The following is a 15185-nucleotide window of genomic DNA, read 5'->3' as shown; positions in this document are numbered from 1 at the left end:
CACCTGGAAACCCGGCCGGGGCACTAGGGTGAAGGGGTGACAGCGACCCTCCCCAACCTGCTCACGGCCTTGCGTCTCGTCATGGTGCCCGTGGCTGTCGTCTTGTTGATCCTTGATGACGCTGCCGATGGAGCACAGCGTTGGTGGGCACTCATTCTTGTGGTGCTGGCGTCGCTGACGGATTGGCTAGACGGGTACTTGGCTCGGCGCTGGAACGTAGTCTCGTCGTTCGGAAAGCTCGCGGACCCGATCGCCGACAAAGCTCTGGTTCTCGGTGTTCTGGCGGCCTTGGTCTTCGTCGATGACCTACCGTGGTGGCCGTTGGTCGTCCTGACGGTGAGAGAAGTCGCTGTGACTCTTGGGCGTCTCGCAGTGGCTAAAGACGTCGTGATTCCGGCGTCGCGCGGCGGCAAAGTGAAGACGTTCCTCCAGTTGACCGCGATCATCGTTCTTGTTGTCCCGAACATGCCTATGTGGGTCGACACCGTCGCCTGGTGGGTGTTGATCGCCGCAACCATCGTCGCCGTCGTGACCGGCGTCGACTACGGGAGAATGATTCTGCGGGCAGTCCGCGAACATCGAGAGGCGGGGACGACGACCACCGAGCAAGGGCACGTACCCGGCCACAGCGGTGGTGACGGTTTACGTGGTGAAGGTGCGGGTGGCAACGCCACGCACGGGCCGGACGGCCCGGAGGCCCGCGGTGACAGCGGCTAGTCCAAACGTCGCCACGCGGGTGTTGGCCAGCGCACGCCAGCAAGGCTTGAGCGTCGCCGTCGCGGAATCGCTGACAGGCGGAAGCGTGTGCGCCTCCCTGGTTGCAATACCGGGTGCCTCTGACGTCTTCCGCGGCGGTGTTGTCGCGTATGACTCGAGCATCAAGACGTCGGTGTTGGGAGTTTCCGCGGAGCTTCTTGCCGAGGCCGGTCCCGTCTCGTTGGATGTTGCGGCCGCGATGGCGCTCGGGGTACAAACGCTGCTTCATTCCGATGTCGCTGCCGCGACCACCGGCTCTGCAGGCCCACAATCTCATGGTGGTGTGGAAGCGGGCACCGTGTGCGTTGCGGCCGTCACCGGTACTGGTTTGTGGGCTCGCACTGTGCGCTTCGACGGCGACCGTGACGAGGTCCGAGCCGGGGCAAACGAGGCAGCGCTCGCACTGCTGGAAGCTGCCTTGAGCGACCCTGACTCAATTTCCTCTTGGCGTCAGGGAACATAACTGCGGTAGTGTGCGTTGGAAAGTTCGTGAGCAATATCAATGGCAGGAGAAGTGACATGCCCGTTCTTCGCAATGAAATCGGCGATGTCCTACGTGACGCCCGTCTGACCCAGGGCAAGACTCTGCGCGACATTTCCTCAGGCGCGCGCGTCTCTCTCGGCTACTTGTCCGAGGTCGAGCGTGGCCAGAAGGAAGCCTCATCTGAACTTCTCGCATCGATCTGCGAGGCTCTGGAAGTACCGATGTCGACGGTCCTGAGCGAAGTTTCCCACCGCTTCGCGACCGCCGAAGAGCTCTCGTCTGTTGACGTGTTGCCGTCGATTCCTGACACCGTTCCCGAACTCTTGAGCGGTGTCCGCGCGCGCTAATGCGCATCAGTGAATTCTGGGCTCTCGCCGACTCGGTGTTTGGTGAGTCCTACTCCCGCACCCTTGCGCGCGAACTTGCACTCGATGGATGCCGCTCGATGACGGCTGCCGAGTCCTTGGCCCAAGGCGTTCCCGCTCGTGACGTGTGGCATGCGTTGTGCGATCAGATGAGCATCCCTTTGTCTGAGCGAGACGGGGGAGAGCGCACCACGATGGTGCCGCCACCTCGTCAGTAGCGCCTCACGCGCGGACCCGAGGGTCACTTGCGACACGCCGCGCGCGCCACTGGCTTTCGAACATGCGTTCGATTACTGTGTTCCACAGGACAAGATCCAGTGACGTGGAACTCCCAAAAGTTCCGAATCTCGATCCAATGTCACAGGTGCGGCGTAGCGTCGTACATGAACAGTTTGGTACGGCAGTGATGCCACTAGGACAGGGAAAAGACATGGCACCAGCAGCAGATCGTTCCAAGGCCCTTGAAGCAGCTTTGGGTCAGATTGACCGTCAGTTTGGCAAGGGCTCCGCGATGCGCCTTGGCGAATCAAAGAAGGTAGCCGTTGAGGCCATTCCCACAGGATCGTTGGCTCTCGACATCGCGCTGGGCATTGGTGGTCTTCCCCGTGGACGTGTGGTCGAGGTCTATGGTCCAGAATCCTCCGGTAAGACCACTGTGGCACTCCATGCAGTCGCAAACATGCAGCGACAGGGGGGAACCGCCGCGTTCATCGACGCTGAGCACGCGCTCGACCCTGAGTACGCAAAGAAGTTGGGCGTCGACACTGACAACCTCATCGTGTCCCAGCCGGACACAGGTGAGCAAGCACTGGAGATCGCCGACATTCTCGTGCGTTCCGGCGGCGTAGACGTGCTCGTGATCGACTCTGTCGCGGCGCTTGTGCCTAAGGCGGAAATCGAAGGTGAGATGGGCGACAGTCACGTCGGTCTTCAAGCTCGCCTGATGTCGCAGGCGCTGCGAAAGATTACCGGTGCACTGAACACCACCGGCACCACAGCGATCTTCATTAACCAGTTGCGCGAAAAGATCGGTGTCTTCTTCGGTTCGCCAGAAACGACAACCGGTGGAAAGGCGCTCAAGTTCTACGCGTCTGTGCGTCTTGATGTCCGGCGTATCGAGACCCTCAAAGAGGGCACGGAGCCCGTCGGTAACCGTACCCGTGTGAAGGTTGTCAAGAACAAAATGGCCCCACCCTTTAAGCAAGCCGAGTTCGACATCCTTTATGGACAAGGAATCTCCAAGGAAGGCGGAATCATCGACTTGGGTGTCGAGCATGGTTTCGTCAAGAAGTCCGGTGCTTGGTACACGTATGAGGGTGATCAACTTGGCCAGGGTAAGGAAAACTCCCGAAACTTCTTGAAGGACAACCCCGAGCTTGCGACCGAGATTGAGATCAAGGTCAAGCGAAAGTTGGGTGTCGGCTTCGATGCTGAAGTGGACGAGGCACCCGTGGCGGAGAAGCCAGCAAAGACGTCTAAGGCAGCAGCAAGCAAGAAGGAAAGCGCCACCTTCTAGTGGCATCGCAGTCTCAGCCCGCGCGCGCTCGCTCCAACTCGACAGACGGTGTCGACGAGGGCGAGCGCGCGCGGGAGATTGCGCTCAAGGCGCTGTCGGGCGCTCCACGGTCAAGCCGTCAACTGCGTGACAAGCTCATCTCGCGCGAGATCTCTGAAGAGGTCGCCGATGAGGTGGTCGCGCGCTACCAAGAGGTGGGGTTGCTCGACGATCAGGCGCTCGCTGACAGCATCGCGCGGGCGCGGCACCGCGAGCGGGGTAAGTCTCGACGCGTGATCGCCTCTGAGCTCCAGCGCAAGGGTTTCGATGCGGAAGAGATCACCCACGCGGTCGATCAGATCAGTGATGACGACGAAGTTGATGCCGCTGAGCACTTGGCGCGAAAGCGCTGGTATCAACTGGAGAACGTGCCGCCAGACGCGAGAGTGCGCCGAGTAGTTGGAATGCTTGGGCGCCGCGGATATCCGCCGTCGTTGGCTTTCGCACTCGTGAAAGACTTGCAACGTGCCGATAGTGAGGGTGCGTAGTCTGTTTCTAGCGCGGCAATCGCCGCGCCGAGCGAGTGACCAGGAGGGATGAGCCATGCCCCAGCTCATTGCCACAACCGCGACGTTGTTGTTGCTTCTTGGTGCGCTCCTTGTCGTCCATTTTGCGCGGCGCGAGGCATCGGAGATTCGGCGATCCTCCGAGGACGAGGTGCAACACCTCCGTGACGAGGCTCGAGACCTGCTGTCTGAAGCCCAACGCCGTGAAGAGCGAGTCTCAACCCGTGAAAACGAGATTGCAGCTGACCAGCGCACGGCTCAAAAGTATGCGCGAGCTCTCGACGAACGTGCAGCAGTCATTGTGCGAGACGAGCGACGCCTAGCGTCCGACCGCGCTGCACGAGAGCGCGCACATCTCGCTGCGCTCGCGGAGGTCGCGCACCTCGACGTCGACACCGCTCGCAAGGAACTCCGTGAACGCTTGATCAGTGAAGCTCGCGACGACACTCGTGCAGACGTGCGTCGCATTGTGCGTGGCGCTCGAAAAGACGCTGAGTCACAAAGTCGCGCGATTCTCGTGGAAGCAATGCAACGGCAGGCGGCCGCAACGTCCTCCGAGACATCGGCCCTATGGATTGATCTTCCCAACGAGGAGATGAAGGGGCGGATCATCGGACGTGAGGGACGCAATATCCGCGCCTTCGAGTCCCTCACCGGCGTGAACGTCATCGTGGAAGAAGGCGTTAACGCTGTGCAACTGTCCTCGTTTGACGTAGAGCGACGCGAGATTGCGGAGGTGACGTTACGGCTCCTCGTTGAGGATGGCCGCATTCACCCACAACGTGTCGAACAGGTGTACAGCAAGGTCGTGGACGAACTCCCACAGCGTCACCTTGATGCGGGCCTCGATGCCCTTGAGTCTGCTGGCGTGCGCGGCGTGTCGGAGGACATGGTGCGCACCCTCGGACGCTTGCGCCTGCGCTCGTCGTATGGTCAAAACGTCCTCTCTCACCTCGTTGAGTGCGGACAACTCGCTGCGGACATTGCCCGCAGCGTGGGAGCAGACGAGGAAGTTGCGAGGCGTGCCGCCTTCCTTCACGACATCGGTAAGGCATTCACGCATGAGCGCGCGGGTACCCACGCGTCGCTAGGAGCCCAGTACGCGGCGGAACACGGTGAAAGCGAGGTCGTGGTGAACGCCATTGCTGCGCACCACGATGAAGTTCCGCAGGAATCTGTCGAGGCCGTGATTGTTCAGGTCGCAGATGCGTTGTCTGCCGGACGAGCAGGTGCACGTCGCGACGACGCCGATGGCTACATTGAACGCCTCGAGAACCTTGAAGAGCTCGTCGCAGAGCATGCCGGTGTGACTCGCGTGCTCGCAATGTCAGCCGGCCGCGATGTCCGCGTCATGGTGGAGCCCCACGAGGTCGACGATGAAGGCGTTGCCGAACTGGCGCGTACAATTGCTGAGCACATCAGCAAGGACCTCAGTTTCCCTGGGGAGATCAAAGTGACAGTGATTCGCGAACTCCGCGCAGACGCTGTCGCAGGGTAGGTATGACAGACACTGCACTAGCTCCCACATACGTCGTCCGGACACTCGGCTGTCAGATGAACGTTCACGACTCCGAGCACATGTCGGGACTCCTCGAGGGTGCCGGCTACACGGCTGCACCTCCAGAGGCGGAAGACGCCGATGTTGTCGTGATCAACACCTGCGCAGTCCGGGAGAACGCAGCGTCCAAGCTGTACGGCAACCTCGGACAGCTCGCGTCCGTGAAGGAACGGCGACCTGGCATGCAAATTGCTGTGGGTGGATGCCTGGCGCAGAAGGACCGCGGCGAGATCGTGGAGAAAGCTCCGTGGGTCGACGTGGTCTTCGGTACCCACAACCTCGACGTGTTGCCAGTGCTCCTCGAGCGTGCGCGTCACAATCGCGAAGCACAGGTAGAGATTGAAGAGTCGCTTCAAGTCTTTCCCTCAACGTTGCCGAGCCGGCGCGATGCCATCGCAAGTGGCTGGGTGTCGATCTCCGTGGGGTGCAACAACACCTGCACGTTCTGCATCGTCCCGTCGCTGCGAGGCAAGGAGCGCGACCGCCGTCCGGGGGAGATCCTGGCGGAGGTAGAAGCACTTGTATCGCAAGGCGTTGTCGAGGTCACCCTGCTCGGGCAAAACGTCAACTCCTATGGTGTGGAGTTTGGCGACCGGGGCGCGTTCGCGTCCCTGCTGCGTGCCTGCGGCGAGATCGAGGGTCTCGAGCGTGTGAGATTCACGTCTCCGCACCCTGCGGCCTTCACTGACGATGTCATCGACGCGATGGCCGAGACCCCAAATGTGATGCCGAGCCTCCACATGCCTCTGCAGTCAGGCTCTGACGCGGTGCTACGCGCGATGCGACGGTCCTATCGATCGTCCAAGTTCCTTGGGATTCTTGACCGAGTGCGTGCTGTGATGCCTGACGCGTCCATCACGACTGACATCATCGTGGGCTTTCCAGGTGAGACCGATGAGGACTTCGAGGACACGCTGCGCGTCGTGGAGCAATCGCGATTCTCCAGCGCGTACACCTTCCAGTACTCGCCGCGTCCAGGTACACCCGCCTTTGACCTCCCCGAGCTCCCGCATGACGTTGTCCAGGAACGCTTTGAACGACTCCTCGCGCTGCAGAAGCGCATCGCGCTCGAAGAGAACCAGGCACAGGTGGGCAAGCGGGTGGAACTCTTGGTGCTCGACAGTGCCGGCAAGGACAAGGGCGGGCGTAAGGACGCCGAGCGCGAGCGTATGACGGGCCGTGCTCCGGACAATCGCCTCGTGCACTTCGCTGTACCGGAGGGCGTCCAGGCTCCACGACCAGGTGACCTCGTGACGGTTGAAGTGACGCACGGTGCACCATTCCACCTTTTGGCCGATGCCGCTTTGTCAGGAGGGGTTTTCGAGGTCCGGGCTACCGCGGCCGGCGATGTGTGGGAGCAGGTCAAATCTGGGGCCCACGATCATGGCTCTGGTGGCTGCGGAAGTTCCTGTGGCACTGGTGCCCCCGCTGAGGGACCGGTTGTCTTGGGGATTCCTGGGCTACGTCCCGCAGGCGCGTGACCACGCGTCACGACGCCAGCGCGGCGCACCGCACGGACCGACAGGTGCCGGTGATTGCGCTCGTGGGTTCAACCGCCACGGGTAAGTCTGCGGTGTCACTCGAACTTGCAGAGCTATTGAATGGGGAGATCATCAATGCAGACTCGATGCAGTTCTACCGCGGTATGGACATCGGAAGTGCCAAACTCCCCGTCGCTGAGCGCCGGGGGATTCCCCACCATCAGCTCGACACCCTCGAGGTAAGCCAAAACGCGTCGGTCGCTCAGTTTCAGCACGACGCACGGGCAGATATTGCGGACATGCATGCACGCGGAAAGAACGCCATTGTCGTCGGCGGTTCAGGTCTCTACCACCGCGCGTTGATCGACCACTTTGAGTTTCCTCCCACGGATCCCGCGGTACGCCGACTTCTCGAAGATCGCGCCGAGGTTGAAGGGCCAGGTGTCCTGCATCAAGAACTTCGGTCACTGGATCCTGTGGCAGCGGACCGTATCGATGCGCGGAACGCCAAGCGGATCGTCCGAGCCCTTGAAGTCATCCAACTGACGGGCAAGGAATTCTCCTCTAGCTTGCCCCAGTTTGAATACGCGATTCCTACGGTGCAAGTAGGACTTGATACTGACAACGAGGTGCTTGACGCGCGGATTGACTCGCGGGTGGGCGACATGTGGGAGGCCGGGCTCGTAGCCGAAGTTGAGGACTTGGTGCGCAAGGGGTTGCGACAGGCCACCACCGCGCGCCGAGGAGTGGGGTATGCCGAGACTCTGGACTACCTCGATGGCATTCTCACGGCAGAGGAAACTCAGGACCGCATTGCGATGCACACCCGTCGTCTCGCTCGAAAGCAGCGCAAGTGGTTCCGGCCGGACCATCGGGTGCAGTGGATTGATGCCCCACGGGACGCAGCCGATGTCTCTCGGGCGGCTCGTGAAGCGGCTGCCATCGCCGGTAGCCTAGAGACATGACTTCCTCGCTGCGATTCACCAAGGGCCACGGCACACGCAATGACTTCGTGATGCTGATGGACGAGTCGGGCGAGATCGATCTGACCCCAGACCTCGTGAAGTACCTCGCGGATCGCCGTTCAGGCATCGGAGGGGACGGCGTGATCCGCGCTGTGCGCGCTGGCAACACCCCAGCCGGTGCTGACCTGGACCCTGACATGTGGTTCATGGACTACTGGAACTCGGATGGTACGACATCGGAGATGTGCGGCAATGGCGCGCGCGTCTTTGGCGCCTTTCTTGAGGCCGAGACCGGGGCAGACCTATCGAGCGGCGTGGTTTTCGGAACTCGCGGTGGACTGCGGACTGTCACTTCATTGGGGGATGGACACTATGCGATTGGCATGGGTGGGTATCGTGCTGGCCCAGATTCGGGCCTGAGCGACGTGGAAGTGGAGGCCGCAGGACTGCATGTTGCGCGGCCCGCGATGTCGGTTGATGTGGGAAACCCGCATCACGTCGTCGCGTTGGCTTCAACGAGCGAACTTGTCGGTGTCGATTTGAGCGTTCCTCCCGTCGTGAGCCCCGCACCGCCGGCTGGCTCCAACGTTGAGTTTGTTGTCGCGCTTGGCGAGCAGGTGGTGGACGGCGTTCTTCGAGGTCGAGCGCGGATGCGGGTTCACGAGCGCGGCTCGGGGGAGACCGAGTCTTGCGGCACCGGGGCGTGTGCCGTCGCCCTCGCGCTGCAGACTTGGGCGGGGGCCGATGCTCCGGCGGTGTGGGACCTTGAAGTGCCCGGTGGCGTCGTGACAGTGCTCATTGACAGTGACACGACGGTACTTCAGGGACCTGCCGAGCTCGTGGCGCAAGGCCTGGTGACGCTCGAACCCGGCGCCTCACGTCTCGTCTAGCGCGCTAGTCTCACCGAGCGCGTTGTGAATCGGTGTGACTAGTTGTTGGTCACGGTGATGATGCGGAAGCCCTTGGAGGACGCAACCTTCTCCACCGTGCCCCAAGGGTTGCCCTGAGCATCGGCTTGATTGCCGATCCACGTCATCAGCGAATCTGCCCCCAAATTCTTCTGCACCACCAAGTGTGCTTGCCCTCCGGCAGAGAGCCGTGGCAGCCACGTCGCGAGGAGGTCGTGCAAGGCCTTCTTGCCGATTCTGATGGGCGGATTGGACCAAATGGCGTCGAATTCGCGCTCGGGCTCCACGTCTGCTGGCTCACACACCTCGATTGTCTCGCTCACGCCGAGTCGCGCCGCGTTACGGCGCAGAAGTTCAAGCGCGCGGCGATTCACGTCAACGGCTGTGATCCGTGCGCTCGGCCGTTGGAGGGCACCGGTGAGGGCAAGGGGCCCCCACCCGCACCCGAGATCCAACACCGTGTCAGCAGGCGGGGGAAGGTGGCGCAAGAGCACTTCCGTGCCGCGATCGACATGATCAGGGGAGAAGATTCCAGGAGCGGTCTCGAGTTGTACTTCGCGGCCAGCGAGGCGGGCATTGATGAGCCGCCGTTCATCGGACGATGCGGGCTCGGCTGTGAAGTAGTGCTCTGGAGTGCTCACCTGCACGAGAGTACCGGCAAGGGTGGTGCAGGTCGGTACTGGAGTGAGACAATAGTCGCAGCATGCCAGAACACGACAATGCCCCTCGCAACTCTCAAGATGACAGCGCCGATGGAATCATCGACCGCGTACTGTCGCGCGCCGGAACGGTGGTGTCCGAAGGCGTCACAAGTCGGACGGACTATGACGGTGACCAGTTTGATCGAGATGACCGTGCAGCGTTGCGCCGTGTCGACAATCTTTCCACTGAACTCGAAGACGTTACCGAGGTTGAGTACCGTCAACTGCGGCTCGAGAAAGTCGTCCTTGTCGGGCAATTCGCTCGCGGCACTGCACAGGATGCCGAAATCTCTCTGCGTGAACTTGCGGCACTAGCGGAAACTGCGGGATCGCAGGTGCTCGATGGTGTCCTCCAGCGTCGCCCACATCCCGACCCTGCCACGTATATCGGTAAGGGGAAGGCCATCGAGGTCAAGGAGATCGTGGCGGCTGTGGGCGCAGACACGGTTGTCGTCAATGATGACCTTGCGCCCAGCCAGCGTCGCGCCCTGGAGGACGTCGTCAAGGTCAAGGTCATCGACCGAACCGCATTGATTCTGGACATCTTCGCTCAGCACGCCAAGTCGAAGGAGGGTAAGGCACAGGTTGAGTTGGCTCAGCTTGAGTACCTCTTGCCTCGCCTTCGTGGCTGGGGTGACTCGATGTCGCGTCAGGCGGGTGGCCAGGTAGGTGGTGCCGCTGCGGGTATGGGTTCGCGTGGACCCGGTGAGACCAAGATCGAACTTGATCGGCGCCGGATTCACACGCGTATGGCGCAGTTGCGCCGGCAGATCAAGGGTATGGAGCCTGCGCGCAATGTCCGTCGTGACCGTCGCCTGGCGTTGCCCAATGTCGCCATCGTCGGCTATACGAATGCTGGAAAATCGTCGATCCTGAACCGTGTCACCGGTGCTGGAGTCCTCGTCGAGAACGCATTGTTCGCGACGCTGGATCCCACGGTGCGGCGGAGCTCAACACCAGATGGCCGTACGTTTACGGTGTCGGACACCGTGGGCTTTGTGCGTAATCTTCCCCACCAACTGGTGGCCGCATTCGCATCGACGCTCGAGGAAGTCGCGTTCGCTGATTTGATGTTGCACGTCGTTGACGCGTCCCACCCTGACCCCGAAGCACAGATCGCGGCCGTGAGGGAAGTCCTCGCGGACGTGCCGGGTGCTGACAAGGTCAACGAGGTTCTGGTCCTCAACAAGGCCGATGTTGCCGATGAAGAGACCTTGATGCGTCTTCGTGCGCGGCGCGAGACCACTATTGAAGTGTCGGCTCTCACCGGTGAGGGCATCGACGGCTTGTTGGACCTCATCGCGCGTGAGCTACCGCGACCTGATGTTCGAGTGGACCTTGTCATCCCGTACACCCGCGGTGACCTCGTCAATGAGGCGCACCTCTACGGTGAAGTCCACAGTGAGCACCACGAAGCCGAAGGCACGCGGCTTGTCGCTCTGGTCGATGAACCGCTGGCGGGACGGCTGCGTGACGCGAGTGTGGGGGAATGAGTCCCGCACAAGACATCTCGGGCTTTCTTGACACTGCCGTTGCTGCGCTTGGGGGAAGTCCGCGAGACGGCCAAGTAAAGATGGCCGATGTCGTCGCCACTGCGCTACACGACGGTGACCACGTCTTGGTTCAGGCGGGAACGGGCACAGGAAAATCGTTGGGCTACCTGGTCCCCGCCGTAGCGTATGCGGCAGAAACTGGCTCTCGTGTCGTGGTCTCCACGGCAACATTGGCACTTCAACGGCAGGTGTTTTCCAAGGATCTTCCTCTCGTTCTCGATGCGCTTGAACCTGCGCTCGGCAAACGCCCTGCGGCGGCCCTGTTTAAGGGGCGCTCCAACTTTCTGTGCAAGCACAAGATGGGCGGCGGCTACGGCGAGCCGGATGAGGACATGCTGCCCATCCACGCTGGCCCCACCAGCGCGCTAGGCGAAGAGGTGGCTCGCCTCCACTCGTGGGCTGAGGAAACGGACACGGGTGATCGTGATGACCTCGTGCCAGGTGTATCCAACCGCGCATGGGCACAGGTGTCCGTGTCCGGCCGGGAGTGCCTTGAATCGAAATGCCCCATGGTGAAGGAATGCTTCTCCCAACAACTGAGAGACGAGGCGGCGCACGCTCAGGTAGTGGTGACGAATCACGCGGTGCTGGGAGTCCAGGCAGCGTCACACGACATGCTGGGCGAACACGATGCCCTCATCGTCGACGAGGCGCATGAACTTGTCGCGAGGATCACCAACGCCGCCACACACGAACTCACGGTGTCACGGGTGGACCGGGCGGCGCGCGCGGCGCGACGGCACGGGCACACCACAGAGGATCTCGATAGGGCGGCGCGGGCGCTTGATGGGGCGTTGGGTGACCACGAGCCGGGGCGCCTACGCGCGGGACTCGATGAGCAACTGGCAGAAGCCGTTGAACTGATTCGTGGTGCGGCTCGATCTCTACTGAGTGCCGTACAGAAATCCTCTCAAGCGGGGGAGGAAACGGGATCAGCGACTGCCAAGTTGGCGACGGCTGCGCTCCAGGAGGTGCACGATGTGTGTGAGGAACTTCAGGGCGAGCACGGTCGCTATGTGATCTGGTTGGCGCCTCCCGACGGCGACTACGACTCACGGCTCGCGGAACGCATCGTTGCCGCGCCGCTTGATGTTGCAGGGTTGGTGCGATCCCGCTTGATTGAGGAAAAGGCGGCGGTGTTCACGTCCGCGACGTTGGCGCTCGGTGGGGACTTCGGTGCGATGACGCGCCACCTGGGGATGGACTCTCCAGAGAGCCTCGATGCAGGCAGTCCCTTTGACTACTCAGCACAGGGCATCCTCTACGTGGCAGCACACCTGCCGAAACCTGGTCCGGGTGGAATCACTGCGGAAGCTCTTGACGAGCTCGAAGCGCTGATCCGCGCTGCCGGTGGACGGACGTTGGGGTTGTTTTCTTCCCATAAGGCAGGCATGGCCGCTGCCGAGGCGATGCGTGAGCGGCTTGACGTGCCGGTGCTGTATCAGACAGATGATCAGCTCCCGACGCTCGTCCAGCAGTACCGCGAGGATCCAGAGACGTGCCTTTTCGGTTCGACATCTCTTTGGCAGGGCATCGACGTACCCGGATCGACGTCGCAGTTGGTCGTGATTGATCGCATCCCCTTTCCGCGTCCGGACGAACCGATCGCGCAGGCTCGTACTGAAGCCGTGGCTCAGCGTGGTGGAAACGGCTTTATGGCGGTGTCTGCGACTCATGCTGCGTTGCTGATGGCGCAGGGTGCGGGCCGCCTCGTGCGGAGCCACACTGACAGGGGTGTGGTGGCTGTCTTGGACTCGAGACTCGCGCACGCCCGGTACGGTGGATTCCTAGCCAAGTCAATGCCGGCGCTGTGGGGCACTTCTGATCAGGAAACGGTCCTGTCGGCGTTGCGCCGACTTGACGAAGCGGCCAAGGCAGCAGAGCGCTAGACGCGCACTCGGTACACCAGGGAGGAAGCCACGATGAGCGAGAACGAGATTACTGAGGAGTTTCGCCGCGGTCAGCAGGTAGAACGCGAGCGGTTTGCCGAGTACTTGGCGCACTTCGAGGCAGGATCACGAACGATGGCTGAGAATGCCGAGACGGAAGAGTCGCGCGTCTACCAGACCACCATTGCTAACGCGATGGGAGCCATGCGTCGGGCTATCACCGGCGAATTTCACTGGCAGGATGGCTGGCGCAAAGAGGCCTCCAAGTAGAGTCATCCGCTAAACGCGGCGCATCACAGATACGACCTTCCCCATGATGCGCGCATGGGTGCCATCAATTGGCGTGTAGCTGGGGTTGTGTGGCATGAGCCATACCTGTCCGTCATCACGACGGAAGGTCTTGACCGTCGCCTCGTCGTCGAGCAGCGCGGCAACAATGTCGCCGTTGTCTGCACTGTTCTGGCGACGAACGACAACAAAGTCTCCATCGCAGATCGCGGCATCGATCATCGAGTCGCCGCGCACCTTGAGCATGAAGAGTTCGCCGTCCCCGGTGAGCTGACGGGGAAGTGACATGACGTCTTCCACGGCCTGGTCAGCGAGAATCGGTCCACCTGCCGCGATCTGACCCACGAGCGGTACGTCGGTGACCGACTCGTCCGCGCGGTGCGCCGCCTCCAACGGAGCTGGTGAGAGCGCAGTCACGTTGTCACGTCGTGACGTGGCGCCCATCTCCTCCGGCATCACCACTTCGATTGCGCGTGGACGATGCGGATCACGCCTGAGGAAGCCCTTAGACTCCAGCGCCACTAGCTGGTGCTTCACGGATGACGTCGACTTCAACTTGACGGCCTCGCCGATCTCTCGCATCGATGGTGGGTACCCACGAGAGTCCACTGACTCCTTAATGCACTTGAGAACCAGGCGCTGGCGCTCCGTGAGCCCAGAGCCATCGGACTGCGGGAACTCGTGAATGGTTGCACCGGACTCCGTCGAGTCTTGCTTGTCGTCGCCGTATGACACCCGGGATCTCCTCCGTCTTGATCGAATCGGGTTCTGCACCATGTCAGACCCCAGTGATTCGCTGATGCATATGACGCTAGAGCAAGCACGCACAGGAATCAAACACATGTTCGAGCGTGTCTTGCATTCGGCACTCACGGCTGGTACAAATAGAACAGATGTTCGACGAACACTTGTTCGAATGGAGGATGAGATGACTGCAGTAGCGATGACCACACCGAGCGTGACTCGTGCACGTCTTCCTCGTGTTCGCATGGTTGACACGCCAATGATGCGCCGCCGTCGCCGCACCGTCCTCGTGGTCCTGTTTGCCATCGTGGGAGCCGTGTTTGGCCCTCAAGCGTTTGCTGGAAATGAGCCCGCGGAGCCAGCCTTCTTTGACACCTATACGGTGAGCCAAGGGGAGACACTTTGGTCGATCGCTTCGTCGTTCACGAGCCCTGGGGATGATGTCCGGGACACGGTGGCGGTGCTCGGGGATCTCAATGCTCTTGAGTCTTCAGATCTCTTGGTCGGTCAGCAATTGCGTGTTCCAGCTGACGACTAAGCGCTGTACCTGTACCTGACGACTAGGCGCTGTACCCGACGACTAGCGCTGTACATCCGCGCGTGCCGTGCTTGCGGTACCGATCCGAGAATGCTGAATCTCAGGTGCTTCATGGCACAGTAGGGGCATGCACTGTCCTTTCTGCAAGAACCCAGATTCGAGAGTCGTGGATTCTCGTACATCCGACGATGGGCTTTCGATCCGTCGTCGACGTGAGTGCCCGGAGTGTGGCAAGCGTTTCTCCACATTGGAGACCGCAAGTCTGACGGTGATGAAGCGCAATGGTGTTGCCGTGCCGTTTAGCCGCGACAAGGTCGTCGGTGGCGTGCGCAAGGCCTGTCAAGGCCGCCCCGTGAGCGATGATGATCTTGCGGTGTTGGCGCACCGCGTTGAAGAAACGATCCGTGCTCGTGGTGTCGCTGAAATCGACGCCACCGACATTGGACTGGCGATTCTGCCGCCGCTTCGAGAACTGGACGAGGTTGCGTATCTGAGGTTCGCAAGTGTCTATCGTGGCTTTGACGGTTTGGACGATTTCGAGGCTGCCATCAAGGAACTCCGCGACGACGACGCAAAAAAGCGTCAGGCGCCCGGCTCCATTGAGGAGCCAAGCGCCTGACGGCATGCACGTGATCGTGTCTGCTAGTGCTTCTTCTTGTTCTTCGGGCGTGGCTTGCCGCTGCGGTTCTTGGGCGCGCTCGACTTCTTTCCGCCAGCACCCTTCTTTCCGCCTGACTTCTTCTTGTGGGGCTTGAACGCACTCGTGTCTTCGCCGCGGTAGGGGCGCTTGTCGCGATCGGAACGCTCTGAACGGTCGTCGCGTCCTGGTCGACTTGCGCGCTGGGGACGATCGTCACGGTCGCCGCGATAGGGGCGCTCACTTCGCTCGCCACG

General features: G+C 61.4%; 17 protein-coding genes and 1 pseudogene. 15 read left to right on the top strand and 3 right to left on the bottom strand.

Annotated features, from left to right (window positions below):
* Positions 1–36 precede the first annotated feature (36 nt).
* The 10 genes from pgsA to dapF all read left to right on the top strand — a co-directional run bounded on the left by pgsA (position 37) and on the right by dapF (position 8560).
* Positions 37–717 carry a CDP-diacylglycerol--glycerol-3-phosphate 3-phosphatidyltransferase gene (gene pgsA, locus AOP79_RS09125; RefSeq protein ID WP_201774453.1) on the top strand — a complete coding sequence of 227 codons (681 nt, stop codon included), beginning with the start codon at positions 37–39 and terminating at the stop codon, positions 715–717.
* Positions 632–1219 carry a CinA family protein gene (locus tag AOP79_RS09120; RefSeq protein ID WP_439644683.1) on the top strand — a complete coding sequence of 196 codons (588 nt, stop codon included), beginning with the start codon at positions 632–634 and terminating at the stop codon, positions 1217–1219. Before pgsA ends, AOP79_RS09120 begins: the two co-directional genes overlap by 86 nt.
* Positions 1220–1275: 56 nt before the next feature.
* The gene (locus AOP79_RS09115; RefSeq protein WP_062072801.1) at positions 1276–1587 is read left to right on the top strand and encodes a helix-turn-helix domain-containing protein; all 312 of its coding nucleotides are present in this window, start codon (positions 1276–1278) and stop codon (positions 1585–1587) included.
* Positions 1587–1823: a DUF3046 domain-containing protein gene (locus tag AOP79_RS09110; RefSeq protein ID WP_062072799.1), complete on the top strand. Its 237-nt coding sequence runs from the start codon at positions 1587–1589 to the stop codon at positions 1821–1823. The genes AOP79_RS09115 and AOP79_RS09110 overlap by 1 nt, the downstream gene beginning before the upstream one ends.
* 212 nt (positions 1824–2035) lie before the next feature.
* Complete coding sequence (gene recA, locus AOP79_RS09105; RefSeq protein WP_062073022.1) at positions 2036–3121, top strand: recombinase RecA; 1086 nt, start codon at positions 2036–2038, stop codon at positions 3119–3121.
* A complete protein-coding gene (locus AOP79_RS09100; protein WP_062072796.1) occupies positions 3121–3648 on the top strand; it encodes a regulatory protein RecX in 528 nt (175 codons plus the stop codon). Before recA ends, AOP79_RS09100 begins: the two co-directional genes overlap by 1 nt.
* A 55-nt stretch (positions 3649–3703) precedes the next feature.
* On the top strand, positions 3704–5164 hold the full coding sequence (gene rny, locus AOP79_RS09095; RefSeq protein WP_062072795.1) for a ribonuclease Y: 1461 nt from the start codon (positions 3704–3706) through the stop codon (positions 5162–5164).
* A 2-nt stretch (positions 5165–5166) separates the two neighbouring features.
* The gene (gene miaB / locus AOP79_RS09090) at positions 5167–6705 is read left to right on the top strand and encodes a tRNA (N6-isopentenyl adenosine(37)-C2)-methylthiotransferase MiaB (protein ID WP_062072792.1); all 1539 of its coding nucleotides are present in this window, start codon (positions 5167–5169) and stop codon (positions 6703–6705) included.
* Entirely contained in the window at positions 6702–7670 is a 969-nt protein-coding gene (gene miaA, locus AOP79_RS09085) for a tRNA (adenosine(37)-N6)-dimethylallyltransferase MiaA (protein ID WP_236683346.1), read from the top strand. Before miaB ends, miaA begins: the two co-directional genes overlap by 4 nt.
* Positions 7667–8560, top strand: coding sequence for a diaminopimelate epimerase (gene dapF / locus AOP79_RS09080; protein ID WP_062072790.1), 894 nt, complete (start codon positions 7667–7669; stop codon positions 8558–8560). Before miaA ends, dapF begins: the two co-directional genes overlap by 4 nt.
* Positions 8561–8598: 38 nt before the next feature.
* Here dapF and AOP79_RS09075 read toward each other — a convergent pair whose 3' ends face one another.
* Entirely contained in the window at positions 8599–9219 is a 621-nt protein-coding gene (locus tag AOP79_RS09075; RefSeq protein WP_062073018.1) for a class I SAM-dependent methyltransferase, read from the bottom strand.
* Between the two features lie 62 nt (positions 9220–9281).
* Here AOP79_RS09075 and hflX point away from each other — a divergent pair, with 62 nt between their 5' ends.
* From hflX to AOP79_RS09060, 3 genes are read left to right on the top strand one after another with little or no spacing between them, the layout of a single operon-like run.
* Positions 9282–10772 (top strand): GTPase HflX, encoded by a 1491-nt coding sequence (hflX, locus tag AOP79_RS09070; RefSeq protein WP_062072788.1) that lies wholly within the window; start codon positions 9282–9284, stop codon positions 10770–10772.
* Positions 10769–12721, top strand: a complete 1953-nt coding sequence (locus AOP79_RS09065) for an ATP-dependent DNA helicase (protein WP_062072786.1) — start codon at positions 10769–10771, stop codon at positions 12719–12721. Before hflX ends, AOP79_RS09065 begins: the two co-directional genes overlap by 4 nt.
* 33 nt (positions 12722–12754) lie before the next feature.
* Entirely contained in the window at positions 12755–12991 is a 237-nt protein-coding gene (locus tag AOP79_RS09060; protein WP_062072784.1) for a hypothetical protein, read from the top strand.
* Positions 12992–13000: 9 nt separating this feature from the next.
* Here AOP79_RS09060 and lexA read toward each other — a convergent pair whose 3' ends face one another.
* Positions 13001–13744 carry a transcriptional repressor LexA gene (lexA, locus tag AOP79_RS09055; RefSeq protein WP_062072782.1) on the bottom strand — a complete coding sequence of 248 codons (744 nt, stop codon included), beginning with the start codon at positions 13742–13744 and terminating at the stop codon, positions 13001–13003.
* Between the two features lie 193 nt (positions 13745–13937).
* Between lexA and AOP79_RS11825 the strand changes: the two genes are divergently transcribed.
* A complete protein-coding gene (locus AOP79_RS11825) occupies positions 13938–14291 on the top strand; it encodes a LysM peptidoglycan-binding domain-containing protein (protein ID WP_062072780.1) in 354 nt (117 codons plus the stop codon).
* A 127-nt stretch (positions 14292–14418) separates the two neighbouring features.
* Positions 14419–14910 carry a transcriptional regulator NrdR gene (nrdR, locus tag AOP79_RS09045; RefSeq protein WP_062072778.1) on the top strand — a complete coding sequence of 164 codons (492 nt, stop codon included), beginning with the start codon at positions 14419–14421 and terminating at the stop codon, positions 14908–14910.
* A gap of 23 nt (positions 14911–14933) precedes the next feature.
* Here the strand turns inward: nrdR and AOP79_RS11820 are convergent.
* Positions 14934–15185 (bottom strand): annotated as a pseudogene (locus tag AOP79_RS11820) (hypothetical protein); the annotation flags it as partial.

Source organism: Demequina sediminicola (assembly GCF_000975055.1).
GTDB classification, from domain to species: domain Bacteria; phylum Actinomycetota; class Actinomycetes; order Actinomycetales; family Demequinaceae; genus Demequina; species Demequina sediminicola.
Note: the sequence above shows the minus strand (reverse complement) of the source record. Positions and strands in the feature narration are given on the sequence as shown.

Excerpts from the sequence above, each read along its gene's own strand:
- AOP79_RS09115 (WP_062072801.1), top strand. The coding sequence starts at position 1,276 with ATGCCCGTTCTTCGCAATGAAATCGGCGATGTCCTACGTGACGCCCGT.
- AOP79_RS09110 (WP_062072799.1), top strand. The coding sequence starts at position 1,587 with ATGCGCATCAGTGAATTCTGGGCTCTCGCCGACTCGGTGTTTGGTGAG.
- hflX (WP_062072788.1), top strand. The coding sequence starts at position 9,282 with ATGCCAGAACACGACAATGCCCCTCGCAACTCTCAAGATGACAGCGCC.
- rny (WP_062072795.1), top strand. The coding sequence starts at position 3,704 with ATGCCCCAGCTCATTGCCACAACCGCGACGTTGTTGTTGCTTCTTGGT.
- AOP79_RS11825 (WP_062072780.1), top strand. The coding sequence starts at position 13,938 with ATGACTGCAGTAGCGATGACCACACCGAGCGTGACTCGTGCACGTCTT.
- miaB (WP_062072792.1), top strand. The coding sequence starts at position 5,167 with ATGACAGACACTGCACTAGCTCCCACATACGTCGTCCGGACACTCGGC.
- recA (WP_062073022.1), top strand. The coding sequence starts at position 2,036 with ATGGCACCAGCAGCAGATCGTTCCAAGGCCCTTGAAGCAGCTTTGGGT.
- AOP79_RS09065 (WP_062072786.1), top strand. The coding sequence starts at position 10,769 with ATGAGTCCCGCACAAGACATCTCGGGCTTTCTTGACACTGCCGTTGCT.
- dapF (WP_062072790.1), top strand. The coding sequence starts at position 7,667 with ATGACTTCCTCGCTGCGATTCACCAAGGGCCACGGCACACGCAATGAC.
- AOP79_RS09060 (WP_062072784.1), top strand. The coding sequence starts at position 12,755 with ATGAGCGAGAACGAGATTACTGAGGAGTTTCGCCGCGGTCAGCAGGTA.
- nrdR (WP_062072778.1), top strand. The coding sequence starts at position 14,419 with ATGCACTGTCCTTTCTGCAAGAACCCAGATTCGAGAGTCGTGGATTCT.